The sequence below is a fragment of the Streptomyces sp. LBL genome, from assembly GCF_029893585.1.
Classification (GTDB): Bacteria; Actinomycetota; Actinomycetes; order Streptomycetales; family Streptomycetaceae; genus Streptomyces.
Genome location: NZ_JARXYX010000024.1, coordinates 1 through 26,884, shown reverse-complemented (window position 1 = coordinate 26,884; position 26,884 = coordinate 1). Strand labels below are relative to the sequence as shown.

Genomic DNA, 26,884 nt, shown 5'->3' with positions numbered 1-26,884 from the left:
GGGGGTCGCCCGAACGGGCCGCCGCCACCCCGGGGCGTAGCACCGGGATGGCGGCGGGCGGCACCGACACTCGCTCGGACCCGTCAGCCCACGCTGACCGCGCTCCAGGCCGCGGCCACCGCGTTGTACTCCGTGCTCCCGGCCCCGTACAGGTCCTTCGCCGCGTTCAGGGTCGCCGTGCGGGCGCCCGCGTAGTTCGTCGACGAGGTCATGTAGACCGTGAGCGCCTGGTACCAGATGGCGCCCAGCTTGTCCCGGCCGATGCCCGAGACCGTGGAGCCGTCGCAGGTGGGCGAGTTGTAATGCACGCCGTTGACGGTCCGCGCGCCGCTGCCCTCGGCCAGCAGGAAGGCGAAGTGGTTCGCGACGCCCGACGAGTAGTGGACATCGAGGTCGGCCAGCGAACCGCTCCAGCAGTCCGCCGAGTTGCCGTCCTTGGACGGCTTGTCCAGGTACCGCAGGGCGCCCCGGCCGAAACCGGAGCGGACGACGTTCTCGCCGATCAGATAGTCGCCGGGGTCCTGAGCGTTGCCCGCGTGGAACTCCACCAGCGTGCCGAAGATGTCGGAGGTCGCCTCGTTCAGGCCGCCGGACTCACCGGAGTACGTCAGCGCCGCCGTTTTCGAGGTCACGCCGTGCGTCATCTCGTGGCCCGCCACGTCCAGCGACACCAGCGGCCCGAAGGTCGTCCCGTCGCCGTCGCCGTACGTCATGCAGAAGCAACTGTCGTCCCAGAAGGCGTTGTTGTATCTGCTGCCGTAGTGCACCCGGTTGTACGAGCCCTTGCCGTTGCCCGCGATGCCGTTGCGGCCGTGGACGTCCTTGTAGTAGTCCCAGGTCTCGTCCGTGCCGTACTGCGCGTCCACCGCGGCCGAGGCGCGGTCGGCGCTCGTGCCCGTGCCCCAGTGGTTGTCCGCGTCGGTGAGCGCCGTCGAGGGGGCCCGGCTCAGGCAGACCGTCAGGACGCACAGGTCGGTCTGGTTCGCCGCGTCACCGGTGTACGTGTTCCCGCGCGTGGCGTCCTTCAGCTGGTACGTCGATCCTGACAGCGTGGTCTCCAGCGGAACCGTGCCGCCGTACAGGGACTTGCCGTCGCCCGACGCCGTCTCGATGGTGTTCCAGGTGTCGATCCGGGTGCCGGTGCGGGCATCCGTGAGGATCGTCCGCGCGGTGGGGTTGCCGAGGGAGTCCTGCGCGACGGCGTTCGTCTGCCAGGCCAGCTTCGGGGTGCCGTGCAGGGTGTCGACGACCAGTTGCGACGAGGCGGTGATCCTGCGCAGGGTCTCGCCGAGGTGGGCGGCGCGCAGCGCGTTCACCGCGAGGTCGGAGGCCTTCGGCGCGGACAGTTTCGGGGTGACGCTCGCGAGCGAGATCGCGCCCTTCGTGGCGAGGTCGGCGCTGCGGTAGCTGCCGTCGGGGGCCAGGTGGACCACGAAGTCGCCGCCGAGAACGGGCAGTTGGCGATACGTACGGTCGTAGCGGACGTGCTGGGCGCCGTCCTGGTCGATGACGACGTCACGGACCTTCGTCCTCTGAGGGGCGGTCAGCCCCAGGGCCGCGGCCCGCTCCACGAGCACCGAGGCCGCGTTCTCGATCGCGGTGGCCCGGGTCGGCCGGCCGGCCGCGTCGGCGGCGGCGGGGGAGAGCGCGGCGGCCAGCAGGGTGGCGGTGGTGACGGCCACGCCGGCGGTGGCGAGACGACGGGGACCTCGTACGTGCTGCCGTATTCGACTCATCGGTCTCCTCGTGAATGCGCCGATGGGCGCGTGGGGGTGGCACGCTGCGTTGATCAAGTCTTAGAGGTCCATGACATGTCATGTCCATAGCGGATTCGCGAAGGTATGTGAGGGGAGAGAATTGGTTCTGTGACCGCTGCACACCCCGCGCGACCAGCAGAACTCCCCTTCTTCGTCTACGGCACGCTCCGCCCCGGCGAGATCAACCACGATCTCTTCCTGCGCGGCCGCACCCGGTCCGAGGAACCGGCGCGGCTGACGGGCGCGGCGCTGTACGACGGGCCCGGCTATCCCTACGCGGTGGAGGAACCCGGGGCAGTGGTGAGCGGCGAAATCGTCACCGCCCTGCCGGAGAGGTACGGGGAGTTACTGGCCGACCTCGACCGGCTGGAGGAGTACGTGCCCGGCTCCCCGCGCAACCTGTACGAGCGCGTCGAACGCCGGGTCGTCCGCGTCGCCGACGGCAGCGCCGTACGCGCCTGGGTCTACGTCGCCGCCCCCGCGGTCACCGCCTGGCTGCGGACGCGGGGCAAGCCGATCGAGGGCGGCGACTGGCTCCTCAGGTGAGCTGGTGCCGGTCCCTGTCCTCATCCCCGTCCCCGTCCGGGGTGAGCCCGCGCCTGCCCTCGTCCGCGGTGAGCCCGAGCCCGTCCTCGTCCGCTACGGCTTCACCGTCTCCAGCCGCACCGCGCACGCCTTGAACTCCGGCATCCGTGAGGTGGGGTCGAGTGCAGGGTTGGTGAGGGTGTTGGCGCGGCCCTCGCCGGGCCAGTGGAAGGGCATGAAGACGGTGTCCGGGCGGATCGCGGTCGTGATCCGGGCCGGCGCCACGGCTCGGCCGCGCCGGGACACCACGGCCACCGGGTCGCCCTCGGCCGCCCCGAGCCGCTCGGCGAGCCGCGGGTGCAGCTCGACGAACGGCCCGGGCGCGGCGGCGTTCAGCTCGTCGACCCGGCGGGTCTGCGCACCGGACTGGTACTGCGCCACGACCCGCCCGGTCGTCAGCAACACCGGGTACTCCTCGTCGGGTTCCTCGGCGATCGGCCGATGCGCCGCGGCCACGAACCGCGCCCGCCCGTCGTCGGTGGCGAAACGGTCGAGGAAGAGACGGGGGGTACCGGGGTGGACACCAGGGAGGTCGAGGGGCGTGGCCTCGGCGGTTTCCGTGCCTGCCGCGTCTTCCGACGCCTCCGCCGCCGGGCAGGGCCAGAACACCCCGTTCTCCTCCGCCAGGCGGCGGTACGTGATGCCGGAGTAGTCCGCGAGGCCGCCCGCGCTGGCCCGGCGCAGTTCCTCGAAGACCTCCTCCGGGTCGGTGGGGAAGCCCTTCTCCACGCCGAGGCGGTCGGCCAGATCGTGCAGGACCTCCAGGTCGCCGCGGACGCCCTCGGGCGCGGTGATCGCCTGCCGGCGCAGTAGCACCCGCCCCTCCAGGTTGGTCGTGGTGCCCGACTCCTCCGCCCACTGCGTCACCGGGAGCACCACATCCGCGAGCGCCGCCGTCTCCGACAGGACGACGTCACAAACGGCAAGGAAGTCCAGCGACTTGATCCGTTCCTCGATGTGGGCCGCGCGCGGCGCCGACACCACCGGGTTGGACCCCATCAGCAGCAGCGACCTGATGTCCGTACCCAGCGCGTCCAGCAGCTCGTACGCACTGCGCCCCGGTCCGGGCAGCGTGTCGGGGTCGATGCCCCACACCTCGGCCACATGCCGCCGCGCCGCCGGATCGTCCAGCTTGCGGTAACCGGGCAACTGGTCGGCCTTCTGGCCGTGTTCGCGCCCGCCCTGTCCGTTTCCCTGCCCGGTCAGACAGCCGTACCCGGACAGCGGGCGTCCCGCGCGGCCGGTCGCCAGGCACAGGTTGATCCACGCGCCCACGGTGTCGGTGCCCTTGGACTGCTGCTCGGGCCCGCGCGCGGTGAGCACCATCGCGTGCTCCGGCTCGCAGAACAGCCGTACGGCCTCCCGGAGGTCGGGAACGGACACCCCCGTGATCCGTTCCACGTACTCCGGCCAGTGCGCCATCGCCACCGCCCGCGCGTCCGCCCAGCCGACGGTGCGCTCGGCGACGTACGCCTCGTCGACCCGCCCCTCGGCGACGATCAGGTGCAACAACCCGAGCGCCAGGGCAAGATCCGTCCCGGGGCGAGGCGCCAGGTGCAGGTCGGCGTGCTCGGCGGTCTTCGTACGGCGCGGGTCGACGACGATCAACGTGCCGCCGTTCTCGCGCAGTTCGTTGAAGAAGCGCAGCGACGGCGGCATGGTCTCCGCCAGGTTGGAGCCGACGAGGATCACACAGCCCGACTTCGGGATGTCCGCCAGCGGGAACGGCAGCCCACGGTCGAGACCGAACGCCTTCATCCCCGCGGCTGCCGCCGACGACATGCAGAAACGCCCGTTGTAGTCGATCTGCGAGGTGCCGAGCACGACCCGGGCGAACTTGCCGAGCGTGTACGCCTTCTCGTTCGTCAGCCCGCCCCCGCCGAACACCCCGCACGCGTCCGGGCCATGTTCCGTGCGCGTGCGGGACAGCCCCTCGGTGATCCGGTCCAGTGCCTCGTCCCAGGACGCGGGCACGAGCGTGCCCCCGGAGCGCACCAACGGGGAGGTCAGGCGAACGCTCGACCGAAGCACCGCCGGCGCGCTGCGGCCCTTGCCGCACAGAGCCCCCCGGTTCACCGGGAAGTCCGTACGCTCGCTCACCTCGACGGTCCCGTCCGCGGCGGGCGTCAGGTTCATTCCGCACTGCAGGGCGCAGTACGGGCAGTGCGTGGGCGTGGGCGTCACGGAGTTCTGCATGCCACTCAGCGTGCTTCTGGCGTGTTACGCCCAGGACGGTTCCTTGTTACGCGGCCGGGACGGCCACCTCCCCAGGGCCGGCCCGCCGCCGTGAGGCGCCCGGCATCTCACCGGGCACCGGCCAACGCCTCGCTCACCCCGGTCTCCTTCGGCCCCAGGAACCGCGGATCCGGCTCGAACACCGCGTCCAGGGCCGCCTTCCCCGCCGCGAGGAGCTCCCGGGTGCCCCCGTAGTACCAGGTCACGTCGTGCGCGGCGGCGACCCCGACGCCGTACGACGTCACGCCCGCCGCCCGGCACAGGGCGACCGCCCGCCGGATGTGGAAGTCCTGGCTGATCAGCACGGCCTCGTCGACGCCGAAGATCTTCTTCGCGCGGACGCAGGAGTCCCAGGTGTCGAAGCCCGCGTAGTCGCTGACGATCCGCCCGTCCGGCACACCGTGCCGCTTCAGATAGGTACGCATCGCGTCGGGCTCGTCATAGTCCTCGCGGCTGTTGTCGCCGGTGACCAGGACGACCTCGACGCGGCCTTCCCGGTACAGCGCCGCCGCCGCGTCCAGCCGGTGGGCGAGATAAGGAGAGGGCTCGCCGTCCCACAGACCGGCCCCGAAGACGACGGCCACCTCGGTGCGGGGCGCGTCCGCCGTGGTGCGCAGCCGGTCGTCCGTCGACACGTACAGCCAGGTCGCCGGCAGCAGCGCCAGCACACACCCCGCCATCACCGTCTGCACCAGTCGCCGCTGCCCGGTCCGGGTGCGCGGCAGACGGGGTCTGCGCAGCTTCGGCAGTCGCATCGGACGGTCCTTCCCGGTCGGCTCTCCGACAGTCAGAGACGTCCGGTACGCCCCCTCGGTTCGCCGCCCCCACGTGACCAGCCTCACTGATCCCGAGGCCACAGCAGCTCAGCAGCTCACACACCCCCTGCACCACACCGTGAACCCTCGGAAAACACCCGTCATTCCCGTGCAACGGGGAGGCAACCTCCCGGCGTCACCATGGGTTCATGACGGCGACGCGCAAGTCGGAAGCTCTTCGGGACGAGTCCACCACTCTCGGACCCGTCGGACCCGTCGGATCCAGCGACCCCACCGGCGCCGTCGACCCCACCGACCCCGTAGGATCCACCGCCCCCGTAGGCCCGGTCGCCCCCATCGGACCCACCGGCCTCCTGCCCCTCCCGGGGGCGGCCCACCTAGAGAGTTCGGCGCACCTCATGAACCGGATCACCAGCCAACTCGCCACCCAGCTCAGCCTCGTCTCGCTCGACGGCAGGCGGCGCTCCGAGCCGCCCGCGCTCGTCCTCGTGGCGCACGGCAGCCGCGACCCGCGCACGCTGAGCACGGTTCACACGCTCGTCGAGCGGGTCCGTGAGCTGCGCCCCGGTCTACCGGTGCACCTCGGCCACATCGAGCTGAACGCGCCCCTGCTCCCCGACACGCTCGCCTCCCTCGGCACCGGTGACGCCGTCCTCGTACCGCTGCTCCTCAGCCGTGGCTACCACGTCAAGCGGGACATCCCCGAGATGGCGGCCGCCGCCCGGGCGCGCACCCGCGTGGCCGCCCCCCTCGGTCCGCACCCGCTCCTCGTGGAGGCCCTCCACGGCCGCCTCGTGGAGGCCGGCTGGCGCAACCGCATGGACGAGGCCACCCGTCGCGTCAGCGCGGTCGTCCTCGCGGCGGCCGGCTCCCGCGACCCGGAGGCGGCGGCGGACACCGGCCGTACGGCCCGCCTCCTGTCGGAACGCCTGGGCGTCCCGGTGCTCCCGGCCTACGCCTCGGCGGCCACGCCCACCATCGAGACGGCCGTCCGCGCCCTGGCCGCCCGAGGCCGCCACCGGGTGGCCGTGGCCTCCTACTTCACGGCCCCGGGCCTGTTCGCCACCCAGTGCGCGGAAAAGGCACCCTGGACCGCCTCGGCCCCCCTCGGCACCCACCCCGCGATGGCCCGCCTGATCCTGCACCGCTACGACCAGTCCCTGGCAACCCCGGCCACGACAGAACCGCTGCTGGCCTCGGCCTGAAACCAGGGGGCGACCCGACCCAGAGGGTCAACCGATTCAGACCCGCCCCACGGGGCCAACCGCCCCACGGGGCCAACCGATTCAGACCCGCCCCAGGAGGCCACCCGCCCACGCAGCACACCCGCCCAGGCACGCGGGCCTGTAACGGACCCGTACGCACCCTCGATTGTCACCGCCTCCGCATACTGTCGAGGCATGGAAGGCACCGACCCCGCACACAAGAACCACACCCCACCTCCCACCCCACCGCCCGCTCCACCCCACACCCCACCCCCCGGCTACGAACAGGCGTCGGTCGACCGCTGGGTTCTGGAGCCGGACAAGCGCCCCGGCCGCACCGCCTTCCAACGCGACCGAGCCCGCATCCTGCACTCCTCCGCGCTCAGAAGACTCGCCGGCAAGACCCAGGTGGTGACGCCCGGCACGATGGGCCAGGCCTGGGACGCCAGCCCCCGCACCCGCCTCACCCACTCCCTGGAGTGTGCCCAGGTCGGCCGGGAACTCGGCGCGGCCCTCGGCTGCGACCCCGACCTGGTGGAGGCCGCCTGCCTCGCCCACGACCTCGGCCACCCCCCTTTCGGCCACAACGGTGAACAGGCCCTCAACGAGTTCGCCGAGGACTGCGGAGGCTTCGAGGGAAACGCCCAGTCCCTCAGACTCCTCACCCGCATCGAACCCAAACGCTTCACCGACGAAGGCTCCGTCGGCCTCAACCTCACCCGGGCGACCCTCGACGCGGCCACCAAGTACCCCTGGCCCCGAGGAGCGCACCCCACCGACCCGGGGTCCCCGAAGTTCGGCGTCTACGAGGACGACCGCCCCGTCTTCGACTGGGTCCGCAAGGACGCCCCCGGCACCCGGACCACCTTCGAGGCCCAGGTCATGGACTGGTCCGACGACGTGGCGTACTCCGTGCACGACGTCGAGGACGGCCTGCACGCCGGCCACATCGACCCCCGCAGCCTGCGCGCCGAACCGGAACGCCAGGCGGTCTTCGCGGTCGCCCGGGGCCGCTATGTCCCCGAGGACACCGACCCGGCGGAGCTCTCCGCCGCCCTCGACCGGCTGCAGGACCACCCTTGGTGGCCACGCGGCTACGACGGCTCGGCCGTCGCGCAGGCCCGCCTCAAGGACACCACCAGCCAGCTCATCGGCCGCTTCTGCCTCGCCGCCGAGGCCGCCACCCGCGCGGAGTGGGGCTACCGCCCTGGCCGCTCAGGTACTGGCCGTTCAGGTACGGAGGGAGAGAACGGGAGGCTGACGAGGTACGGCGCCGAACTCGTCGTACCGCACGAGACCCGGCTGGAGTGCGCGGTCCTCAAGGCGGTCGCCGACCGGTACGTCATGCAGCGCGCCGAGCAGGAGCGGCTGCGGGCCGACCAGCGGATCGTGGTGGCCGAACTGGCCCAGGCGCTCACCGCCCGCGCCCCCGACGGCCTCGACCCGCAGTTCCGCGCGCTGTTCGAGGCGGCGCCCGATGACCGCGCCCGCAAGCGGGTGATCGTCGATCAGATCGCCTCACTCACCGACGCGTCGGCCCGTTCGCTTCACGCCCGTCTGGGCGGGCATCTGTGATGCTGATGCGGCGGGAGTGATCTGAAACGGGCCTAAATGTGACATTCCGCAGCCTGGCCGGATCCCTCCCTCTTCCCGCATCACGCTCCGGTGCGGGACGCTCGCATGTGGCGGTACGTATACGAGGAGGCATCACGTGGTCGACGCGGATCAGACATTCGTCATCGTCGGAGGCGGTCTCGCCGGCGCGAAGGCGGCCGAGACGCTCCGAGCGGAGGGCTTCACCGGCCGCGTGATACTGATCTGCGACGAACGCGACCACCCGTACGAGCGCCCGCCGCTGTCCAAGGGCTACCTGCTCGGCAAGGACGAACGCGACAGCGTCTTCGTGCACGAACCCGCCTGGTACGCCCGCAACGACATCGAGCTGCACCTCGGCCAGACCGTCGACGCCGTCGACCGTACGGCGAAGACGGTCCGCTTCGGCGAGGACGGCACCCTGGTCCGCTACGACAAGCTGCTCCTCGCGACGGGCGCCGAGCCCCGCCGCCTCGACATCCCGGGCACGGACCTCGCGGGCGTCCACCATCTGCGCCGCCTCGCCCACGCCGAACGCCTCAAAGGCGTCCTCGCCGCCCTGGGCAGGGACAACGGCCACCTCGTGATCGCGGGCGCCGGCTGGATCGGCCTGGAGGTCGCGGCGGCGGCCCGTGAGTACGGCGCCGAGGTCACCGTCGTCGAGCCCGAGCCGACCCCGCTGCACGCGATCCTCGGCCCGGAGCTCGGCCAGCTCTTCGCCGAGCTGCACCGCGAGCACGGTGTCCGTTTCCACTTCGGCGCGCGGCTGACCGAGATCGTCGGCCAGGACGGCATGGTCCTCGCGGCCCGCACCGACGACGGCGAGGAGCACCCCGCGCACGACGTCCTCGCGGCGGTCGGCGCGGCCCCGCGGACGGCTCTCGCGGAGGCGGCGGGTCTGGAGCTGGCCGACCGCGCCCACGGCGGCGGCATCGCGGTCGACGCCCGGCTGCGCACCTCCGACCCCGACATCTTCGCGGCCGGTGACGTGGCCTCCTTCCACCACTCCATCTTCGACAGCCGGCTGCGCGTCGAACACTGGGCGAACGCCCTCAACGGCGGCCCCGCGGCGGCCCGCGCGATGCTCGGCCGGGACCTCGCCTACGACCGCGTGCCCTATTTCTTCTCCGACCAGTACGACATGGGCATGGAGTACTCCGGCTGGGCGCCCCCGGGGACGTACGACGAAGTGGTGATCCGCGGAGACGCGGGAAAGCGTGAGTTCATCGCGTTCTGGGTGAAGGAGAACCGGGTGCTGGCCGGGATGAACGTGAACGTGTGGGACGTCACAGAGCCCATCCAGCAGCTGATTCGCACCAAGGCGCAAGTGGACACCGAGGCACTCGCGAATCCGCGTGTCCCGCTCGGCGGCCTCGCCCCGTGACCCGACGACGGTGATCGACTGTCACACCGCACCCGTGCCGCAATTCCCGGGGGCGCTGTACCCCAGGCCGCTGCGCGGCGGGCCGGACCCTCGGCCCGGGCCGGTCACCTCGCCCGTGAGTGTCAGTTCCGCCCCGTAGAATCACCGCGTGGCAGGACGGATCAACGACGAGGACGTGAAGGCGGTACGGGACGCGGTCCCGATCGACGCCGTGGTGTCCGAGTACCTCCAGCTGCGCAACGCGGGCGGCGGCAACCTCAAGGGGCTGTGCCCGTTCCACGACGAGAAGTCGCCGTCCTTCCAGGTCAGCCCGAGCAAGGGGCTCTTCCACTGCTTCGGCTGCCAGGAGGGCGGCGACACCATCACGTTCGTGATGAAGGTCGACCACCTCTCCTTCTCCGAGTCGGTCGAGCGCCTCGCCGCCCAGGCCGGCATCACCCTGCGGTACGAGGAGGGCGGGTACAACCCCTCCCACCAGCGCGGTGAGCGGATCCGTCTGGTCGAGGCCCACAAGACCGCCGCGCAGTGGTACATGGAGCAGCTGGCCACCAGCCCGGAGGCCGACGCCGGCCGCACGTTCCTCGCCGAGCGCGGCTTCGACCAGGCCGCCGCCGAACACTTCTCCGTCGGTTACAGCCCCCAGGGCTGGGACCACCTCACCCGCCATCTCCGCGGCAAGGGCTTCAGCGACAAGGAGATCCTCCTCTCCGGCCTCTCCCAGGAGGGCCGCCGCGGCCCCATCGACCGCTTCCGCGGCCGTTTGATGTGGCCGATCCGCGACATCGGCGGCGAGGTCGTCGGCTTCGGCGCCCGCAAGCTCTACGAGTCGGACAACGGCCCCAAATACCTCAACACGCCCGACACCGCGATCTACCGGAAGTCCCAGGTCCTCTACGGCATCGACCTGGCGAAGAAGGACATCGCCAAGTCCAGCCGCGCGGTCGTGGTCGAGGGCTACACCGACGTCATGGCCTGCCACCTGGCCGGCGTGACGACGGCCATCGCGACCTGCGGTACGGCCTTCGGCAGCGACCACATCAAGATCCTCCGCCGTCTCCTCATGGACAACGGCTCGGCCCGCGTGATCTTCACCTTCGACGGTGACGCGGCCGGCCAGAAGGCGGCCCTGCGCGCCTTCGAGGACGACCAGAAGTTCGCCGCCGAGACGTACATCGCCATCGCCCCCGACAACATGGACCCCTGCGACCTCCGCCTCGCCAAGGGCGACGACGCGGTCGCCGACCTGGTCGAACCCCGCACCCCGCTCTTCGAGTTCGCCCTGCGCCAGATCGTCCTCCGCTACGACCTGGACACCCCCGCCGGCCGCGCCGCCGCCCTGGACGAGGCCGCCCCGATCGTCGCCCGCATCAAGAACACCGGCGCCCAGCACGAGGTCGCCGTGCAGCTCGCCGGCATGCTCGGCATCCTCGACACCCAGTTCGTGGTCAAGCGGGTGGCCCAACTGGCCCGCTGGGCCCGCGACCGCGGCGGCAAGGGCCCGGCGCCGACGGCGACCAACGGGCAGCGGCAGTACGACGCCGTCCCGCGCGCCCTCCCGTCCGGCCCGGCGCTCAACCTCCGCAACCCGGTCTACGCCACCGAGCGTGAACTCCTCAAGCTCGCCCTCCAGCGGCCCGAGCTGGTCTCCCCGGCGTTCGACGCGTACGGCCTCGACGAGTTCACCGCCGCGCCCTACGCGGCCGTACGCCAGGCGATCATGGACGCGGGCGGCGCGGAGTTCGGCGTCGGGGACTCCCAGGAATACCTGATCCGGGTCCGCGACGTGGCCCCCGACAACACCGTCCGCGCGATGGTCACGGAGCTCGCGGTCGAGGCGATCATGCGCAAGACGGTCGACGAGAACTATGCGGGCGACCAGCTCGTCACGGTCCGCCGCCGCGCGGTCGAGCGCCGCATCCGGGACATCCAGTCCAGCCTGACCCGCCTCGACACGCACCGAGACCCGGCCCAGTCGGCTGCGGTACAGAACGAATTGTGGGTACTCCAGCAGTACGACCAGGCACTACGCGAGCACGGAGCCGCCGCGCTCTGAGCCGATCGTCGCGACGGGTAACCGCGCGGTCACGGGTCGGCCTCAAAAAGTCACCGCACGCCCCTCGTGGCGGCGATGCGTCGTACTCCACACTGGGTTGCGGTGCCTGAGTCCTCGGAGCGCGGCCGATCCGTCCTCAACGGATTCCACACCCCCGCGGTTCCGCTCATCGCGTACGGGACGGACAGCGGCGAGGCCGCCGACTCCGCCCCCGAAGTACCGCTGCCGCACACCTCAGCAGCGATCATCCTGGAGGTCGCCCCCGTGCAGACCCAGACCCTGACCGACATCGGTACGGACGACACGGAACCGGATACGGAGACCGACGTACTCGCGGCGGTCCCGCCGCAGAATCGTGCCGTGCACCACCCCGAGGCGGAGCCGGAGGCCCGGTCCGAGTTCGAGGAACCGCCCACGGACGCGGTCGAGACCGCCGACGCCCCGGAGTCGGAGCCCGTCGAGTCCCCCGAGCCCCCCGAGCCCCCCGAACCGGCCCGTGCCAAGGCCGACACCAGCGGACCTTCCTCGGACCTGTTCCGCCAGTACCTGCGAGAGATCGGCCGCATCCCGCTGCTCACCGCGGCCGAGGAGGTCGACCTCGCCCGCCGGGTCGAGGCCGGCCTGTTCGCCGAGGAGAAGCTCAGCACCGCCCCCGACCTGGACAGCCAGATCGCCCTCGACCTGGACAAGCTGGTCGTCAGGGGCCGGATGGCCAAGCGCCGCCTCATCGAGGCGAACCTGCGGCTGGTCGTGTCCGTGGCCAAACGGTACGTCGGCCGCGGCCTGACCATGCTCGACCTGGTCCAGGAGGGCAACCTGGGCCTGATCCGGGCGGTGGAGAAGTTCGACTACGCCCGCGGCTACAAGTTCTCGACGTACGCCACCTGGTGGATCCGTCAGGCCATGTCCCGCGCCCTCGCCGACCAGGCCCGCACCATCCGCGTCCCGGTCCATGTGGTCGAGCTGATCAACCGGGTGGTCCGCGTCCAGCGCCGGATGTTGCAGGAGCGGGGCTACGAACCGACGCCGGAAGACGTCGCCGCGTACCTGGACCTGACGCCGGAGCGCGTCAGCGAGGTCCTGCGCCTGGCCCAGGAACCCGTCTCCCTGCACGCGCCCGTGGGGGAGGAGGACGACGTCGCCTTCGGCGACCTCATCGAGGACGGCGACGCGGCCAGCCCCGTCGAGTCGGCCGCGTTCATGCTGCTCAGGGAACACCTGGAGGCGGTCCTCTCCACCCTCGGCGAGCGCGAGCGCAAGGTCGTCCAACTCCGCTACGGACTGGCGGACGGCCGCCCGCGCACCCTGGAGGAGATAGGCCGCATCTTCGGCGTGACGAGGGAACGGATCCGCCAGATCGAGTCGAAGACCCTGAACAAACTCCGTGACCACACCTGCGCGGACCAGCTCAGGGGTTACCTGGACTGAACAGACAGGGTGCCGCTGCAGCACCGGGCAAGCACGGGGTACGCGCACCCACCCACCCGGTCCGGGGCACAGCCGCAGCACTTACCCTCCGCCAGGCGCTCACGCTCGATCCGGTCTGCGTCCGGGTGCCGGCCTTCCCCCAGGAGCAGTTCGGCCTGCCGCTCGGTCACCACATCCCCGGCGGTGAGGCCGACCGCGGCCAAGCCCCGGCCCTTCCAGACGCCGGGCGGGACACCCGCTTCGTCCTGGGCAGCGCGCAGCGGCTTGCCCGCAGGGCGGTGGCCGTCGCCGACCATCACGCCGCGGAAGAGATAGCGCCACCCGTTACCCGGGCGAACCTCCGACATGCTGATCATCGCCCCATGGAAGCCCGACGGTGACCTGCGAAAAAGCGCGATCTGGGGTCCTTCCCGTCGGGCGGGAGGACATCACCAAGTCTTTACCGTGGCGCCCGTCAGGCGGGCCGTCCTGCCAGCCGAACCCGGGATGCAGACGGCCTCGGCAAAAGTGCCGCTCGTTGTCGCGCGCGACATTAATGGTCGGCGTTCGTGGGCGGAGTGAAGGCGACGGACAGTTGATGACATGACCGGCGCGGCTCCCCCATCACGACGTCGCGGGCCTGGGTTCCCCGGGTCCGCGCACCGCCGCCTCGTGGAGCTTCTCCATCTCCAAGCAACCGGCGCCGTCAGGCTCGTTCCCTGGGAACACGACAACCACACTGCCGTCCCGCGCCATCACGGTTATGCGAGTTCCCCAGTCGGCACTCTCCCCGCTCCCGCTCCGCCATTTCTTGCGGTGAATGGTGAGCTCGGTCCAGCGATAGGCCCGCAGGACGTCGCCGGTGGCCACCACGACTCCGAGCTGGAAGCAGTACAGCCGGGGGGTGGGGCCGCCCGTGCGCCGCTCGTACCGGGACACGAAACAGCAGCCGATCAGGAACACGGTCCAGAGTCCGCTGAGCGGGGCGAACCAGCCGTGCAACCAGCCACCCTCCCCCTTGAAGATGTGCACGAGATCGACCGTGGTGCCCCACCCCTGGAATACGCCAAGGAGCCCGAAGAAGCCCCAGGCGTGCGAATAGGCAGGGCACGCGAACCTCACGTAGCTGCCGTAGTCGGCGTCTTTCCCCATGGCCAACGCCTTGTCCCGTTCACGCACAACACTTCCCCCGGTTCTTGAAGCCCTGGACGGTTCAATGCCCGGCGAGAGGGGCCCCGAAGCTCAAGCCACCAGCTTGAGCCTTGGCCGGACTGGGTCGCGGGCGGCGTGGGCGCTGCGACAGCGGCGAGGCGGCGTTCGTGTCATGCCGACTCGCCACCGTAGGTACCCAGGGCGGCAGCGACCTGTTCGACCGTCGCGTCCCGTCGGCCATTGTGGGCCGCCCAGTACCCGACCTCAACCGCCGTCACCTCCAGCCGGCGGGCGGCACGCAGAGCCGCCAGCGGTGAGGTCCTCTCCAGCTTCTCGAGCTCTGCACGCAACTGTTCCAGCAGGGCACCCACCGTCTCCGGCAGAGGGATCGCGGAACGCTCCACGTCCTCCGTGTGTGCGTCCCAATCCAGGGGGCACGTGTCCGCCGTCGCCCGGGCCGCCTCAGCCAATTGCCCGTCTCCGATCTCATCCCAGTCGAGTTGCTGCTCCGGCCCGGTCCAGCCGCAGGAGCACACCGCGCGCAGTGCGGCCGCGCGCGGCCCGTGTCCCAGGCCGCCGTCGTAGATGCTCCACTGCGACACCTTGTGCCCGCCGCTTGAGCTCATCATGGGGATGAAGATCTCAGGCGAACGCTGCCGTCGGCCAGGAGCACACCGACCGACCCGGTGTGAGATGAGCCGAACTCTTCCGTCGTCCATGTCTCCCGCTCGCTCATGACGCCCCTCCAGCCGTCCGTTTCCTACTTGTACGCCCGGTGCGGGTGTACAGGGATGACGTTGCCGCATCTCAGCCGGGCGTGGGACAGATTCGCGCAGAACGGCCTTGATCCCGCACACGGCGACACGCCTTCCTTCGGGTTGGCGCTCCCCCTGCGGGCTGCCGTTCGAGCCTTCCATTCCAGGGGGTCCGGCATGGCAGGATCCCTGAGCCGCTCTCGCCACCGGGCTATGTGGCGGCCGGGAGAGGTTCGGTGAGGCGGTCCTTGCGCGGAACAGGCGGCTTGTCGCACCCTTCCTCACTGCACTTCACCCCCTGCAGCGGGTGGCCGGTCACTCTTCCGGTACCCCGCTTCCCCCGCACGGTCGGCCACACCCCCACCTGCCCGGCGGGCGCACGTATCCGTCGGAACGCTGACGGCCGCCTCAAGGCACCCCTGTCGGTGGAGGCGGTGTGCGTGAGTGACCAGTGCGATGACCTCAGCCTCAGACGGACCCGCGTGCCCGCCTTCGATACCGCAGCTGATGAGTTCATCGTCTACGGACCGGCGGAGCATGCCGCCGCCCTGGCCGAGGTCGGCATGGTCATCAGCCGTGTGGCCGAGCAGGATCTCTGGCCCGGGGACGTCCTACTGCCTTCGCTCACCCTCCGCCTGACGGCCCCATCCTGATCGCCGCGCGCCTGATCGACACGGGCTCCCGCGATGGACGCAATGGTCCGGATTCGGCCGTTCGAGATCTCAGCGTGCACCCGGTGCAACCATCCGTGACGATCGAAGGTCTCATCAACTGGGAGTAACCACTCTCAAAGGCACAAGGGGGAAATATGAGATTTACACGTAATGCCGCGACCGTTGGAGCGTTAGCTGCTCTGGCGGTGGGTGCCACGACCGCGTTGGCCACGACCGCCTCCGCCGCACCCAACGTCACACCGCAGGGCGTCTGCGGCAGCGCCTACAAGACCGTGAACTCGGCACCTGTCGGCTCGCTGGGCACCGTCTACCTGACGTACAACTCCTCCAACGGCAAGAACTGCGTCGCGACCATCCGCGCCAACCCCGGCACGGCCAAGCTCATGGCCGCGTACGTCTATGTCCCCGACACCGGCGACTCGGCCGAAGACTCCGGGAACTACACCTCGTACGCGGGGCCGATCTACATCTACGGCAAGGGCCACTGTGTGAGCTGGGGCGGCAGCATCGACAACGTGTACGTGTCGGTCGAAAACTCCAACTGCGCCACCCTGAAGGAGCACCGGGTCACGGAAATCCGCTGACCAGGCTCATCTGACCCGATTGGTCACATGGCCGTGAGTTTCCGCGCCGCCTCCCTCAGTTCCTCGCATGCGGACCTTGCCGCTACCGGTCACGGGGGAAGGCGTCCCTGAGCGGCAGGTGGCGCGGGATCTCGTCGTGACGGCGGGGGCCCTATGTGTTGGTCAAGATCTGAAGTGCGTTGCGGCAAAGGGAGTCCCTGTTCGATGAGCAGGGGCTTCTTCGTGTGCGGGGCATGATCGCCCTGAGGTAGGGGCAGGCAGCGGACGGCTTGTTGTGGATCGAGGAGGGTGCGATGCCGTCGGTGCTGGGGTTGATGGAACGGCGTGAGGCGCGGGCGAGGCAGGATCTGGAGTTCTGGACGGAGGTCCTGGACGGAGGTCCTGGAGCAGGCTCAGGCGGAGGTGGATGCCGCGCGGGAGCGGGTCGAGCGGGCCCGGGTGGGGTGTGAGGAGCTCGTGTCGGTGCTGGCCGAGGAGAGCCCGGTGAATACGCCGGTTTCCGTGCCGTCCGGTGGTGAGATGGCTGCCGCCGTGGGATCGGGCGGCCCGGGCGCGGGGCATGGTGAGCGGCCGCTGGTGTGGTGGTCGGGCATGGGCGAGGAGGTGCTCAGCGGCCTCTATCGGGAGGTGTTCGCCGCGGTGGTGGCCGCTTCGGGGCCGGTGAACGGAGTGGAGCTGACGCGGGCGGTGGGCCGGGAAGCGGAGATCAAGAACGAGGTGGAGAAGATCCGGCACCGTGCCTACGCGCTGGAGAAGGGGGCTGGCTGCTGCGGGAGAAGAACGGACGGTTCATGCCTGAGCCCGGGGCCGTCGGCCGGGACGCTTCTCCGGCCAGCGCGGGGCATCGCCGGCCAACTGGCGCGACAGCCTGATCGTGGCTGCCCACCACACCATCTGGGCGTGGTGATCGGGGCGGCGTTCGTGGTCGCGGTTGAGGCGGCGTGAGCGGGAGAGCCAGCTCAGCGTTCGCTCCACGACCCACCTGCGGGCCAGTACGACAAATCCGCGTTGCCCATCGGATCGACGCACTACCTCGATCCGGACTCCGTGACGGGCGAACGCCTTCGCCAGCGCCGGACCCTGGTAGGCGTTGTCGACCCACACCAGTTGCAGCAGCCGGCCCGGCTGCTGCATGAACGTCTCCAGCAGCGCGGGGGCGGCCTTGGAGTCGTGCACATCGGCCGTGGTCACGGTCACCTCCAGGAGCAGGCCCTCGGTGTCGGTCAGGATGTGACGCTTGCGCCCGTCACGTGACTTGCCGCCGTCGTATCCGCGACTGTCCTCGCCGACGGTCTCGGAGGCGTCCACCGACTGACTGTCGATGATCCCGCCACTGGGCTCGGCGTTGCGGCCTGCGCGCTCCCTCGCCGAACGTCGCAGGCGTTCGTACAGTTCACGCGCATAGTCGTAGGCCCGCCAGCGGCGGAAGAAGTCGTAGACCGCCCGCCAGTACGGGAAATCGACCGGCAGAGCCGTCCACTTCACGCCGTTGTCGACCAGGTAGCGCACCGCGTCAAGCATCTCGCGGTGGCAAAACGCCTCCGGACGCCCACCCCGCTTGAGGAGCCAGGCCGGCACCGGCATCGCGGCGCGGACCTCGGCCCACTCCGCATCCGTCATGTCACTCGGATAGCAGCCTGCCCGCCGTCCCGGAGCGAGCGAACCGAACCGGTGCACGTAGCAGTCACACCCAGGGGTGACCGCGTGGACGCAGGCACGGTGGTAATGCTCAACTGATCGGGCAACGGGCTTCCTTGGTCGTGCTGGGTGTCGTAACCGCGTCACTACCAAGGGGCCCGTTCTTTCATGCCCGTGGCCTCCCCCGTACCTCTGTCCAGATGATCACCCGCTGCCGCTCGAACAAGATCCGGTTTGCCACAACGCACTCACCGGGTCTGGGGCCCAGCCCCAGCCCCAGCCCCAGCCCCAGCCTCGGGCACAGCCCCAGTCCCTGCCCAGGCGCCCGCGCGACGGCCCGCGTGACGGCCCGCGCGACGGCTCAGTCCACCTCCGCCACCGCCTGAGCGAACTGCGCCTTGTACAACCGTGCGTATGCCCCGTCGGCCGCCAGCAGATCGGTGTGCGTGCCCTGCTCGACGATCGCCCCGTTCTCCATCACCAGGATCGTGTCCGCGTCCCGGATCGTCGACAGCCGGTGCGCGATCACGAACGACGTCCGCCCGTGCGCGAGTTTCGCCATCGCCTTCTGGATCAGCACCTCGGTGCGGGTGTCGACGGAACTCGTCGCCTCGTCGAGCACCAGGATCACCGGGTCGGACAGGAAGGCCCGCGCGATGGTGATGAGCTGCTTCTCACCGGCGCTGACCCCGCTGCCCTCGTCGTCGATCACGGTGTCGTAGCCGTCGGGCAGCGTCCGGACGAACCGGTCCGCGTGGGCCGCCCGCGCCGCCTCCTCGATCTCCCCGCGGGTGACGTCCCGTGCGGCGCCGTACGCGATGTTCTCCGCGATCGTGCCGCCGAACAGCCAGGTGTCCTGGAGGACCATGCCGATCCCGGCCCGCAGTTCGTCCCGGGACATCCGCGCGATGTCGACGCCGTCGAGGGTGATGCGCCCGCCGGAGACGTCGTAGAACCGCATGAGCAGGTTGACCAGGGTGGTCTTGCCCGCTCCCGTCGGGCCGACGATCGCGACCGTGTGCCCGGGCTCCACCTTCAGCGACAGATCCTCGATGAGCGGCTTGTCGGGCTCGTAGCGGAACTGCACGTGCTCCAGCGCCACCCGCCCACGCAGTTCCTCCGGCCGTACGCCCGGCACCGGATCCGCCTCCTGCTCCTCCGCGTCCAGGAGTTCGAAGATCCGCTCGGCCGAGGCGACGCCCGACTGCACCAGGTTCGCCATCGACGCGACCTGGGTCAGCGGCATCGAGAACTGCCGCGAGTACTGGATGAAGGCCTGCACATCGCCGATGGACAGGGAGCCCGAAGCCACCCGCAGTCCGCCGACGACTGCGACCAGCACGTAGTTCAGGTTGGACACGAACATCATCAGCGGCTGCATGACCCCGCTGTTGAACTGCGCCTTGAACCCGGCCTCGTACAGCGCGTCGTTCTGCTCGGCGAACCGCTCGGCCGACTCGTCCTGCCGCCCGAACACCTTCACCAGGGCGTGCCCGGTGTACATCTCCTCGACGTGCGCGTTGAGTTTGCCGGTGGTGCGCCACTGCTGCACGAAATGCGGCTGCGAGCGCTTGCCGACCCGGGTGGCGACGACGAACGACAGTGGCACGGTGACGAGGGCGACCAGCGCCAGAATCCACGACACCCAGAACATCATCACCAGCACGCCGATGATGGTCAGCACCGAGTTGATCAGCTGGCCCATCGACTGCTGGAGCGTCTGCCCGATGTTGTCGATGTCGTTGGTGGCCCGGCTGAGCACCTCGCCGCGCTGCCGCTTGTCGAAGTACGACAGCGGCAGCCGGGACAGCTTCGTCTGCACGTCCTCGCGCATCCGGAACATGGTCCGGTTGACCGCCCGGTTCACCAGCCGGGTGGCCACCGCCATCAGCAGACCGGCGATCATGAACACGACCACCGCCACCAGCAGCACCTTGCCGACGGCACCGAAGTCGATGCCCTTGCCGGGGGTGAAGTCCGTACTGCGGAGCATGTCGGCGACGGAGCCCTCGCCCCGCTCCCGCATGGACCGCAGGACCTCCTCCTTGGTGGCCCCGGCCGGCATCTGCCGTCCGATGATCCCCGAGAAGACCAGGTCGGTGGCCCTGCCGAGGATCTTCGGCCCCACCACCGACAGCCCGACGCTGACGACCACGCAGAACAGCAGCGCGTAGATGGTCAGCCGCTCAGGCCTGAACTGACCGATGAGTCGTTTCCCCGACCCCTTGAAGTCCATCGAACGCTGGTCGGGACCCGTCCCGGCCATCATCCGCCCCGCCGGCCCTGCCATCAGGCAGCCTCCGCTTCCGTGAGTTGGGAGAGCACGATCTCCCGGTAGGTCTCGTTGTCCGCCATCAGGTCGTGGTGGGTGCCGGTGCCGACGACCCGGCCCTCGTCGAGGACGACGATCCGGTCGGCGTCCCGGATGGTCGACACCCGCTGGGCGACGATCACCACCGTCGCCTCGGCGGTCTCCAGGGCGAGCGCCGCCCGCAGGGCCGCGTCGGTGGCGTAGTCGAGCGCGGAGAAGGAGTCGTCGAAGAGGTAGATCTCCGGCCGCTGCACCAGGGTGCGGGCGATGGCGAGCCGCTGCCGCTGTCCGCCGGAGACATTGGTCCCGCCCTGCGCGATCGGCGCGTCGAGCCCGCCCTCCAGCCCCTCCACGAAGCCCTTGGCCTGCGCCACCTCCAGCGCGTCCCAGAGCTCCTCGTCCGTCGCGTCCGGGTTGCCGTAGCGCAGGTTGGTGGCGACCGTGCCCGCGAACAGATACGGCTTCTGCGGCACCATCCCGACCGTCCTCGCCAGCAGTCGGGGCTCGATGGTCGCCACTGACACCCCGTCGACGAGCACCTCCCCGTCGGTCGCGTCGACCAGTCTGGGCACCAGCCCCAGCAGCGTGGACTTGCCGCTGCCGGTCGAACCGATCACGGCGGTCGTCTCACCGGGCAGGGCGACCAGGTCGATCGACTTCAGCACCGGCTCCTCGGCGCCCGGGTACCGGAACCCGGCACCGCGGATCTCCAGATGACCGTGCCGGCGCAGTTCCCGAACCGGGTCCTTCGGCGGTACCACGCTCGACGAGGTGTCCAGCACCTCCTCGATGCGCTCGGCGCAGACCTCCGCGCGCGGCACCATCATGAACATGAAGGTGGCCATCATCACGGACATCACGATCTGCATCAGATAGGCGAGGAACGCGGTCAGGTCGCCGATCTGCATCTGCCCGCTGTCGATCCGGTGCGCGCCGAACCACACCACGGCGATCGACGACAGGTTCACCACCGTCATCACCATGGGGAACATCAGCGCCAGCAGGTTGCCGGTGCCGACGGACATGGCGGTCAGGTCGGCGTTGGCCTTCCGGAAGCGCTGCTGCTCGTACTCGTCGCGCACGAACGCCCGGATGACCCGGTTGCCGGTGATCTGCTCGCGCAGCACCCGGTTCACCGTGTCCAGCCGCACCTGCATGGAACGGAACAGCGGACGCAGCCGGCGAATGATCAATGTCACACAGATGCCCATCACCGGTACGACGGCGACCAGCACCCCGGACAGCGGCACGTCCAGCCCGAGCGCCAGCACGATACCGCCCACACACATGATGGGCGCCGACACCATCAGGGTGAACGTCATCAGGGCCAGCATCTGGACCTGCTGCACGTCATTGGTCGTACGGGTGATCAGCGAGGGCGCTCCGAACTGGCCGACCTCGCGGGCCGAGAAGGACTGCACCCGGTCGAACACGGCGCCCCGTACGTCCCGGCCGAGCGCCGAGGCGGTCCGGGCGCCGTAGTACACGGCACCGATGTTGCACACGACCTGCACCAGCGAGATGCCGATCATCAGGGCGCCGAAGCTGAGGATGTAGCCGGTGTCCCCCTTCACGACACCGTTGTCGATGATGTCCGCGTTGAGAGTGGGCAGGTAGAGGGTGGCGCAGGTCTGCAGAAGCTGCAGCAGCACCAGCAGGGCGATGGGTTTCCTGTAGGGCCTGAGATAGGTCCGCAGAAGTCGTATGAGCACGCTTGGTCTCTCGGAGTCGGCGGTGGGGGCGGGGTTGGTCGGTTGCCCCTGGCCCCTATCGTCGAACACTCCACCGGTGTTACCTCAACCGATTAAGCCGACAGCGGTGCCTCGTACGACCTTACGGGCACGGCTCCTACCGGACCCTTACCTTCCGCGACGCCGGGGTGCCCGCGATGCCCGCGGCTCCCGGGGCGCCCGCGACCTCGGGGTGCCCGCGATGCCGCGGCTCCCGTGCGGCCTGCGACCCCGCGATGCCCGCGATGCCCGCAAGTCCCCAATGCCCCGCCCGTCCTTGGGCCAGTGGGGTAGGCCAGTGGCGCCACTGGCACTACCCCACAACCCCACAACCCCACCCCTACGCCCGGAACGTCCCCGGATGCGTCTGCTCCCGCACCGCCACGAACTGCTGCCGTACCGCCTGTCCCACCGCCAGCTCCTCGCCGGGATCCAGCACCTGCGCGGCCGCGCCCTGCCAGGCCGGCGGGGTGCGTGGGTCGAGCGTGCCCTGCGACACTCCGAGCGCCCAGGCAGCCTGCCGGGCGGCACCGATCGCCGCGTAGTCCGAGGGCTGCGGTACGACGACCTGTACCCCGAACAACGCGGGCGCCGCGGCCTGGACAGCGGGCAGCTCGGCGGCCTGCCCGAGCAGGAAGATCCGCCGCACGTCCACACCCCGGCCGCGCAGCACGTCGAGCGCGTCCGCGAGCCCGCACAGCATTCCCTCGAAGGCGGCCCGCGCCAGATGCTCCCCCTTCATCGACTCCCGCCGCAGGCCGGACAGCGTCCCGGCGGCATGCGGGAGACTCGGCGTCCGCTCACCCTCCAGATAGGGCAGGAGTACGAGCCCGTGGGCCCCCGGCGTCGACTTCATCGCCAGGTCGGACAGGCTCTCCAGGTCGGGCAGTCCGAGCATCTCGGCGGCGCCGCGCAGTGTTCGTACGGCGTTCAGCGTGGTGACGACGGGCAGATGCATACCGGTCGCGTCGGCCAAAGACGTGATCATCCCGGTGTTGTCGACCAGCGCCTCGGGATGCACCGCCATCACCGACCCGGACGCGCCGAGCGACACCACGGCGTCCCCGAGCCCGAGCCCCAGCCCGAAGGCCGCGGCCATCGTCTCGCCGGTCCCCGCGGAGATCAGCAGCCCCTCCGGTGTCGTTCCCGCCGCTTCTGCGGGACCGATCACCTCGGGCAGCATCGCCTGGTGACCGAGCGCCAGCTCCAGCAGGTCGGGCCGGTAGCCGCCGGTGGCCGCCGACCAGTACCCGGTCCCGGAGGCACCGCCCCGGTCGGTGGTCCTGCGCACCGGCCGGCCCAGCAGCTGCCAGACCAGCCAGTCATGGGCCTGCAGCAGCACGGCGGTGCGCTGGGCGGCCTCGGGTTCGGTCTTCGCGAGCCAGCGCAGCTTCGTCACCGGCTGCGCGGCCTGCGGCACACAGCCCACCGCCTGCGCCCAGGCCTCACGTCCGCCGAGCGCGTCGACCAGATCGGCCGCCGCGACCTGCGCCCGCTTGTCCCCGCCGACCATCGCCGGACGCACGGTGTTGCCCTGTGAGTCGAGCGGCACCACCGCGTTCTGCTGCGCGGACACCCCGATGGCCTGCACGCCCTCGAGGAGCCCGCCGCCGGCGGCCTCACCGAGGGACAGCAGCCAGGCCTGCGGATCGACATCGGCAGGCCGCGCACCGCCGTCGGTGTTCTCCACCGGATGCGGTGCGTATCCCTGCCTGAGCACGGCCCCCGTGTCCGTGTCGCAAACGACGATACGAGTGAAATCGGGCGAACTGTCCAGCCCGGCGACTATCCCCATGGCCGAAATTCTGCCGTATCGCCACCCTTGCTCGGGCCGTGGGCGACGTGGGGGTGTGTGTGGACCTTGGGGCGCAGGTGCGTTGTGGCTGGTCGCGCCGACGAGGCGGAGCCGCATCCGTCACGGCCCCGCCCGCCTGAGCAGCACGCCGTCCCCGGCGTCGACAGGTACTCCTACGTGTTGCTCGTGCCCCAGTCGTCGCCGCCCGCGCCGTTCACGTTGTGGTCGCGGAGGGAGCGGACTCGTTGGGCGACCGAGTCGGGGACGCGGTCACCGACCTTGTCACTGACCGCGTGGTACGCCTTGCCCGCGAACTGGCGGCCCTGCTGGGCGGCCGTCTCGGCGGTGTTGCGGACTGCGGGGTTGTGTGCGACCTGGCGTGCGGAGTTCTTCAACTGCTCGTAGCGCTCGCGGCCGGCCTTCGTGCCCAGCACGTAACCCAGAGCGAGCCCGACAACGAACGTGAGCCGGTAACGCATGGCGGCCACCCTTCCTGCGTAGGTCCTTGCGCTGCATCGGTGCCGGGAGGGAACCGATTGGCGGAGCACCCCCCTGCTTGCGCTAATGTATGTGTCGCAGCGAGCGTCCGCCCCCTGGCGAATACCCAGGTAGGTACGATCGATGCAAACGAGGCATTCCCCTGTAGCTCAATTGGCAGAGCAGCCGGCTGTTAACCGGCAGGTTACTGGTTCGAGTCCAGTCGGGGGAGCTTCGGTCTTCCGTAGCTCAATTGGCAGAGCAGCCGGCTGTTAACCGGCAGGTTACTGGTTCGAGTCCAGTCGGGAGAGCATGCTGAACGAGGACCCCCGTCGGGGTCCTTTTTCATGTCCGGGGGAACCGGGCGGGACGGGACGCAGTCCTCACCGTCGTGCACGTCGTGCGAAGTCGACCATCCGAGGCGGGAGATCGTATGACCGGCTATGCTGCGGCAGACGGCGCGCACACATGTACGCGACACGCCGCTATGGGGCGGTAGCTCAGCCGGTTAGAGCAGCGGACTCATAATCCGCCGGCCGTGGGTTCGAGTCCCACCCGCCCCACCACTCGCTGCGCGGGCAGAACCGTTTGACCAGCAACTTTGCTGGAGGGCCGGGTGACTTGGGGACCTTGGCGGTCCGTCCCGATCATGTTTTCATGATCATGGGGACACATTGGGGACGCAGGTCAGGCAGCGGGAGACAATCCCTCATCCGGACCATCCTCATCGCCCTCCGGCTCCGCTCCCGAGGCCTTCTTCCCGGGCTTCGCAGGGCGCTCCTGGCCCGAGCGAGGCACCATCGAGATCGTCGACTCCGCCTCGGCCGTCATCATCTGAGGCAGCACGCTGGTGTACGTGTCCGAGGTGATTTGGCGTGAGCTGTGCCCAAGCCGCTCCTGCACCACCTTGATGTCGTTCTTCGCGAGCAGCGACAGCGTGGCGGAGATGTGGCGGAGATCATGGAGGCGGACGGGTGGGAGTCCGGACAGCTCCACCAGGCGTTTGAACCTCCGGCTGATCCAGTCCGGGTGGTACGGCTCCCCGTTCTCCTTCGTGAAGACGCGGTTCGTCTCCACCCAGGCCTCCTCGCCGGACCACTTGCCGCGCTCCTGGTCCTGCTTGATCTTCCAAGCCCGCAGAACGGTGGCTGACTCGGAGCTCATGGAGATCGTGCGGATGCTGTCGGACTTCGGGGGCTCGCCGTACAGCCGGTAGGCGACCTCGACTATCTGTGCGGAGATCCGCATCCACAGGGCCGTGAGGCTGACTTCTGGCCAGGGCAGTGCGCACAGCTCACCGCGCCGCTGGCCGAGGAAGATGAAGGTGTGCCAGAGGGCGTACAGCCGGTCGTCGCTCACGAAGTCGAGGAACTGGCCCGTTTGCTCTGGGGTCCAGACCATGACGGGCCCAGGCTTCTCACTCGTCCGCTTCCACTCCTCGACCCGTTCCGGAGTCCACACGAGCGGCTTGGGCCGCTTGACAGCCGGAAGCTCAACGAGTTGAGACCAGTTGGTTGAGTACTCACCCCGCTTGATGCCGCTTCCCAGGAACGAGCTGAGGGTGGCGTTGATGCGGTGCATCGTCGCGGCGCTGGTGATCTGGCGCTTGCCTTTGCGGCCCTCGCGCAGCGCGGCGTTGGCGTCAAGGTAGGCCCGGCGTGTGGCGCGGCGCTCTTCCTTCTTGCCTGCCGCTCGCACCCAGGCCGTGTAGGCGGCGTCGCGGGCCTCCTGTAACTCGACGACCTTGACGTGGTGGAGCAGCCGCTCGGCGTTCTCACGCTCGATGGCGTCGTACATGGCCTCGACGTGGCGCAGCTTGAGGTCGCGCCGCTTGATGTGGCCGAGGTGCGGTTCGAGGTAGAGGTCGATGTGCTCTTCGTAGCCGTGGCGGGTGGTGCGTGCCAAGCTCTTCTTCCGCTTGAGCCAGTACCGCAGGTCCTCACCGACCGTGGCGTTGCTGAGTACGTCGGTGCCGCCGATGGCGTCGCGGTAGGCCTCGCCTGCTTTGGCCTTCGCTTCGTCCTTCGTCGCGAACCCGCCTCGCCGTAGGCGCCGACGCTTGCCGCCCTCGCCTGCTTCGAGCTCAAAGTAGAAGTACCAGGAGCCGTGCCCCTTCTGTGACAGTTTCGGACAACTCGACTCAAGCATGCGGAGCTTCGGCGAGCCGTTGTTGTCGAGTATCGGCGCCCCGTCGGCGTCGACGGCCGGTGCCTTGCAGGCGCAGCGCCGGTAGTACTTGGGGTCGAACATGTTTATCCCCTTCGTGGCCTTCGTTTGTGCATCTTCTGTGCCGGTCCTTGTCGAATCGATGTCCATCCTGCCCCAACACTCCAGTGTTGGCGTATCCTTATGAGACGTTGGCGCGGGGGAGAACGCGACAACGGAAATGACAACGAAGGACGCTTCTGTAGCTACGGACTCCGGGGTGGGCCAGATGACCCTGGAAGAACTACTTGCGCTGCCGCCGACAGTGAACGTCACGACGGCTGCGCGGGCGCTTGGGATCGGCACGCACAAGGCTTACAACTTGATCAAGATGGGGTCTTTCCCCGTGCAGACGCTCCCTCTGGGCAGCACGGTGAGAGTCCCTACCGCTGCGCTTTGGCGCGTGCTTGGGGTGGCGCCACCAGCGCAGTGATCTGTGTAGCCCTTAGGCCGCCGATCTTCCTGGACCACAGCTAGTGCCGCATCAGGCAACGTTCGCCCTGTCGTGACGCGCCGTCCGGGTGCTGTACCGGGCAGCGTGTGGCTGTCAGGGTGTGTCGGTGGCAGA

20 protein-coding genes, 3 tRNA genes and 1 pseudogene are annotated in these 26,884 nt (G+C 69.8%); 11 read left to right on the top strand and 13 right to left on the bottom strand.

Going from position 1 to position 26,884, the window contains the following annotated elements:
* Window positions 1–83: 83 nt before the first annotated feature.
* On the bottom strand, window positions 84–1,736 hold the full coding sequence (locus tag M2271_RS26925) for a M4 family metallopeptidase (protein ID WP_280889916.1): 1,653 nt from the start codon (window positions 1,734–1,736) through the stop codon (window positions 84–86).
* Between the two features lie 129 nt (window positions 1,737–1,865).
* Between M2271_RS26925 and M2271_RS26920 the strand changes: the two genes are divergently transcribed.
* A complete protein-coding gene (locus M2271_RS26920) occupies window positions 1,866–2,303 on the top strand; it encodes a gamma-glutamylcyclotransferase (RefSeq protein WP_280889915.1) in 438 nt (145 codons plus the stop codon).
* Between the two features lie 93 nt (window positions 2,304–2,396).
* Here M2271_RS26920 and M2271_RS26915 read toward each other — a convergent pair whose 3' ends face one another.
* Both M2271_RS26915 and M2271_RS26910 read right to left on the bottom strand, forming a co-directional pair.
* On the bottom strand, window positions 2,397–4,538 hold the full coding sequence (locus M2271_RS26915) for a molybdopterin oxidoreductase family protein (protein WP_280889914.1): 2,142 nt from the start codon (window positions 4,536–4,538) through the stop codon (window positions 2,397–2,399).
* A 107-nt stretch (window positions 4,539–4,645) separates the two neighbouring features.
* The gene (locus tag M2271_RS26910) at window positions 4,646–5,332 is read right to left on the bottom strand and encodes an ElyC/SanA/YdcF family protein (protein WP_280889913.1); all 687 of its coding nucleotides are present in this window, start codon (window positions 5,330–5,332) and stop codon (window positions 4,646–4,648) included.
* 419 nt (window positions 5,333–5,751) lie between these two features.
* Between M2271_RS26910 and M2271_RS26905 the strand changes: the two genes are divergently transcribed.
* From M2271_RS26905 to M2271_RS26885, 5 genes are all read left to right on the top strand, one after another.
* Window positions 5,752–6,558 (top strand): sirohydrochlorin chelatase, encoded by an 807-nt coding sequence (locus tag M2271_RS26905; protein ID WP_280890009.1) that lies wholly within the window; start codon window positions 5,752–5,754, stop codon window positions 6,556–6,558.
* Window positions 6,559–6,753: 195 nt separating this feature from the next.
* Window positions 6,754–8,133 (top strand): deoxyguanosinetriphosphate triphosphohydrolase, encoded by a 1,380-nt coding sequence (locus tag M2271_RS26900; RefSeq protein WP_280889912.1) that lies wholly within the window; start codon window positions 6,754–6,756, stop codon window positions 8,131–8,133.
* Window positions 8,134–8,269: 136 nt separating this feature from the next.
* The gene (locus M2271_RS26895; RefSeq protein ID WP_280889911.1) at window positions 8,270–9,535 is read left to right on the top strand and encodes an FAD-dependent oxidoreductase; all 1,266 of its coding nucleotides are present in this window, start codon (window positions 8,270–8,272) and stop codon (window positions 9,533–9,535) included.
* Window positions 9,536–9,683: 148 nt separating this feature from the next.
* The gene (dnaG, locus tag M2271_RS26890; protein ID WP_280889910.1) at window positions 9,684–11,588 is read left to right on the top strand and encodes a DNA primase; all 1,905 of its coding nucleotides are present in this window, start codon (window positions 9,684–9,686) and stop codon (window positions 11,586–11,588) included.
* 102 nt (window positions 11,589–11,690) lie between these two features.
* Entirely contained in the window at window positions 11,691–13,016 is a 1,326-nt protein-coding gene (locus M2271_RS26885; protein ID WP_280889909.1) for an RNA polymerase sigma factor, read from the top strand.
* 83 nt (window positions 13,017–13,099) lie between these two features.
* On the opposite strand, the pseudogene M2271_RS26880 reads toward M2271_RS26885, so the two are convergent.
* The 4 genes and pseudogenes from M2271_RS26880 to M2271_RS26865 form a co-directional block, all read right to left on the bottom strand.
* A pseudogene (locus M2271_RS26880) lies at window positions 13,100–13,312 on the bottom strand (relaxase domain-containing protein); the annotation flags it as partial.
* Between the two features lie 307 nt (window positions 13,313–13,619).
* Entirely contained in the window at window positions 13,620–14,147 is a 528-nt protein-coding gene (locus M2271_RS26875; RefSeq protein WP_280889908.1) for a hypothetical protein, read from the bottom strand.
* A 170-nt stretch (window positions 14,148–14,317) separates the two neighbouring features.
* Window positions 14,318–14,776, bottom strand: a complete 459-nt coding sequence (locus tag M2271_RS26870; RefSeq protein WP_280889907.1) for a hypothetical protein — start codon at window positions 14,774–14,776, stop codon at window positions 14,318–14,320.
* Entirely contained in the window at window positions 14,773–14,883 is a 111-nt protein-coding gene (locus M2271_RS26865) for an H-X9-DG-CTERM domain-containing protein (RefSeq protein ID WP_280889906.1), read from the bottom strand. The genes M2271_RS26870 and M2271_RS26865 overlap by 4 nt, the downstream gene beginning before the upstream one ends.
* Window positions 14,884–15,384: 501 nt before the next feature.
* On the opposite strand from M2271_RS26865, the gene M2271_RS26860 reads away from it, so the two are divergent.
* Window positions 15,385–15,555: a hypothetical protein gene (locus tag M2271_RS26860; protein ID WP_280889905.1), complete on the top strand. Its 171-nt coding sequence runs from the start codon at window positions 15,385–15,387 to the stop codon at window positions 15,553–15,555.
* A gap of 155 nt (window positions 15,556–15,710) precedes the next feature.
* Window positions 15,711–16,160: a spore-associated protein gene (locus M2271_RS26855; RefSeq protein ID WP_280889904.1), complete on the top strand. Its 450-nt coding sequence runs from the start codon at window positions 15,711–15,713 to the stop codon at window positions 16,158–16,160.
* Between the two features lie 789 nt (window positions 16,161–16,949).
* On the opposite strand, the gene M2271_RS26850 is transcribed toward M2271_RS26855, so the two are convergent.
* The 5 genes from M2271_RS26850 to M2271_RS26830 all read right to left on the bottom strand — a co-directional run bounded on the left by M2271_RS26850 (window position 16,950) and on the right by M2271_RS26830 (window position 24,113).
* The gene (locus tag M2271_RS26850) at window positions 16,950–17,780 is read right to left on the bottom strand and encodes an IS5 family transposase (RefSeq protein ID WP_280889903.1); all 831 of its coding nucleotides are present in this window, start codon (window positions 17,778–17,780) and stop codon (window positions 16,950–16,952) included.
* Window positions 17,781–18,159: 379 nt separating this feature from the next.
* Window positions 18,160–20,088 (bottom strand): ABC transporter ATP-binding protein, encoded by a 1,929-nt coding sequence (locus M2271_RS26845; protein ID WP_280889902.1) that lies wholly within the window; start codon window positions 20,086–20,088, stop codon window positions 18,160–18,162.
* The gene (locus M2271_RS26840) at window positions 20,088–21,821 is read right to left on the bottom strand and encodes an ABC transporter ATP-binding protein (protein ID WP_280889901.1); all 1,734 of its coding nucleotides are present in this window, start codon (window positions 21,819–21,821) and stop codon (window positions 20,088–20,090) included. The genes M2271_RS26845 and M2271_RS26840 overlap by 1 nt, the downstream gene beginning before the upstream one ends.
* 358 nt (window positions 21,822–22,179) lie before the next feature.
* Entirely contained in the window at window positions 22,180–23,634 is a 1,455-nt protein-coding gene (locus M2271_RS26835; RefSeq protein ID WP_280889900.1) for an FGGY family carbohydrate kinase, read from the bottom strand.
* A 173-nt stretch (window positions 23,635–23,807) separates the two neighbouring features.
* Window positions 23,808–24,113 (bottom strand): YtxH domain-containing protein, encoded by a 306-nt coding sequence (locus M2271_RS26830; protein ID WP_280889899.1) that lies wholly within the window; start codon window positions 24,111–24,113, stop codon window positions 23,808–23,810.
* A 157-nt stretch (window positions 24,114–24,270) separates the two neighbouring features.
* Between M2271_RS26830 and M2271_RS26825 the strand changes: the two genes are divergently transcribed.
* From M2271_RS26825 to M2271_RS26815, 3 genes are all read left to right on the top strand, one after another.
* Window positions 24,271–24,343 (top strand) — tRNA-Asn (locus tag M2271_RS26825).
* Between the two features lie 6 nt (window positions 24,344–24,349).
* Window positions 24,350–24,422: transfer RNA gene (locus M2271_RS26820), tRNA-Asn, on the top strand.
* A gap of 178 nt (window positions 24,423–24,600) precedes the next feature.
* Window positions 24,601–24,677 (top strand) — tRNA-Ile (locus M2271_RS26815).
* A 121-nt stretch (window positions 24,678–24,798) separates the two neighbouring features.
* Here M2271_RS26815 and M2271_RS26810 read toward each other — a convergent pair.
* Window positions 24,799–26,361, bottom strand: coding sequence for a site-specific integrase (locus tag M2271_RS26810; RefSeq protein WP_280889898.1), 1,563 nt, complete (start codon window positions 26,359–26,361; stop codon window positions 24,799–24,801).
* Between the last annotated feature and the right edge of the window lie 523 nt (window positions 26,362–26,884).

Excerpts from the sequence above, each read along its gene's own strand:
- M2271_RS26925 (WP_280889916.1), bottom strand. The coding sequence starts at position 1,736 with ATGAGTCGAATACGGCAGCACGTACGAGGTCCCCGTCGTCTCGCCACC.
- M2271_RS26915 (WP_280889914.1), bottom strand. The coding sequence starts at position 4,538 with ATGCAGAACTCCGTGACGCCCACGCCCACGCACTGCCCGTACTGCGCC.
- M2271_RS26910 (WP_280889913.1), bottom strand. The coding sequence starts at position 5,332 with ATGCGACTGCCGAAGCTGCGCAGACCCCGTCTGCCGCGCACCCGGACC.
- M2271_RS26905 (WP_280890009.1), top strand. The coding sequence starts at position 5,752 with ATGAACCGGATCACCAGCCAACTCGCCACCCAGCTCAGCCTCGTCTCG.
- M2271_RS26900 (WP_280889912.1), top strand. The coding sequence starts at position 6,754 with ATGGAAGGCACCGACCCCGCACACAAGAACCACACCCCACCTCCCACC.
- M2271_RS26875 (WP_280889908.1), bottom strand. The coding sequence starts at position 14,147 with ATGGGGAAAGACGCCGACTACGGCAGCTACGTGAGGTTCGCGTGCCCT.
- M2271_RS26870 (WP_280889907.1), bottom strand. The coding sequence starts at position 14,776 with ATGATGAGCTCAAGCGGCGGGCACAAGGTGTCGCAGTGGAGCATCTAC.
- M2271_RS26865 (WP_280889906.1), bottom strand. The coding sequence starts at position 14,883 with ATGAGCGAGCGGGAGACATGGACGACGGAAGAGTTCGGCTCATCTCAC.
- M2271_RS26855 (WP_280889904.1), top strand. The coding sequence starts at position 15,711 with ATGAGATTTACACGTAATGCCGCGACCGTTGGAGCGTTAGCTGCTCTG.
- M2271_RS26850 (WP_280889903.1), bottom strand. The coding sequence starts at position 17,780 with ATGACGGATGCGGAGTGGGCCGAGGTCCGCGCCGCGATGCCGGTGCCG.
- M2271_RS26845 (WP_280889902.1), bottom strand. The coding sequence starts at position 20,088 with ATGGCAGGGCCGGCGGGGCGGATGATGGCCGGGACGGGTCCCGACCAG.
- M2271_RS26835 (WP_280889900.1), bottom strand. The coding sequence starts at position 23,634 with ATGGGGATAGTCGCCGGGCTGGACAGTTCGCCCGATTTCACTCGTATC.
- M2271_RS26830 (WP_280889899.1), bottom strand. The coding sequence starts at position 24,113 with ATGCGTTACCGGCTCACGTTCGTTGTCGGGCTCGCTCTGGGTTACGTG.
- M2271_RS26810 (WP_280889898.1), bottom strand. The coding sequence starts at position 26,361 with ATGTTCGACCCCAAGTACTACCGGCGCTGCGCCTGCAAGGCACCGGCC.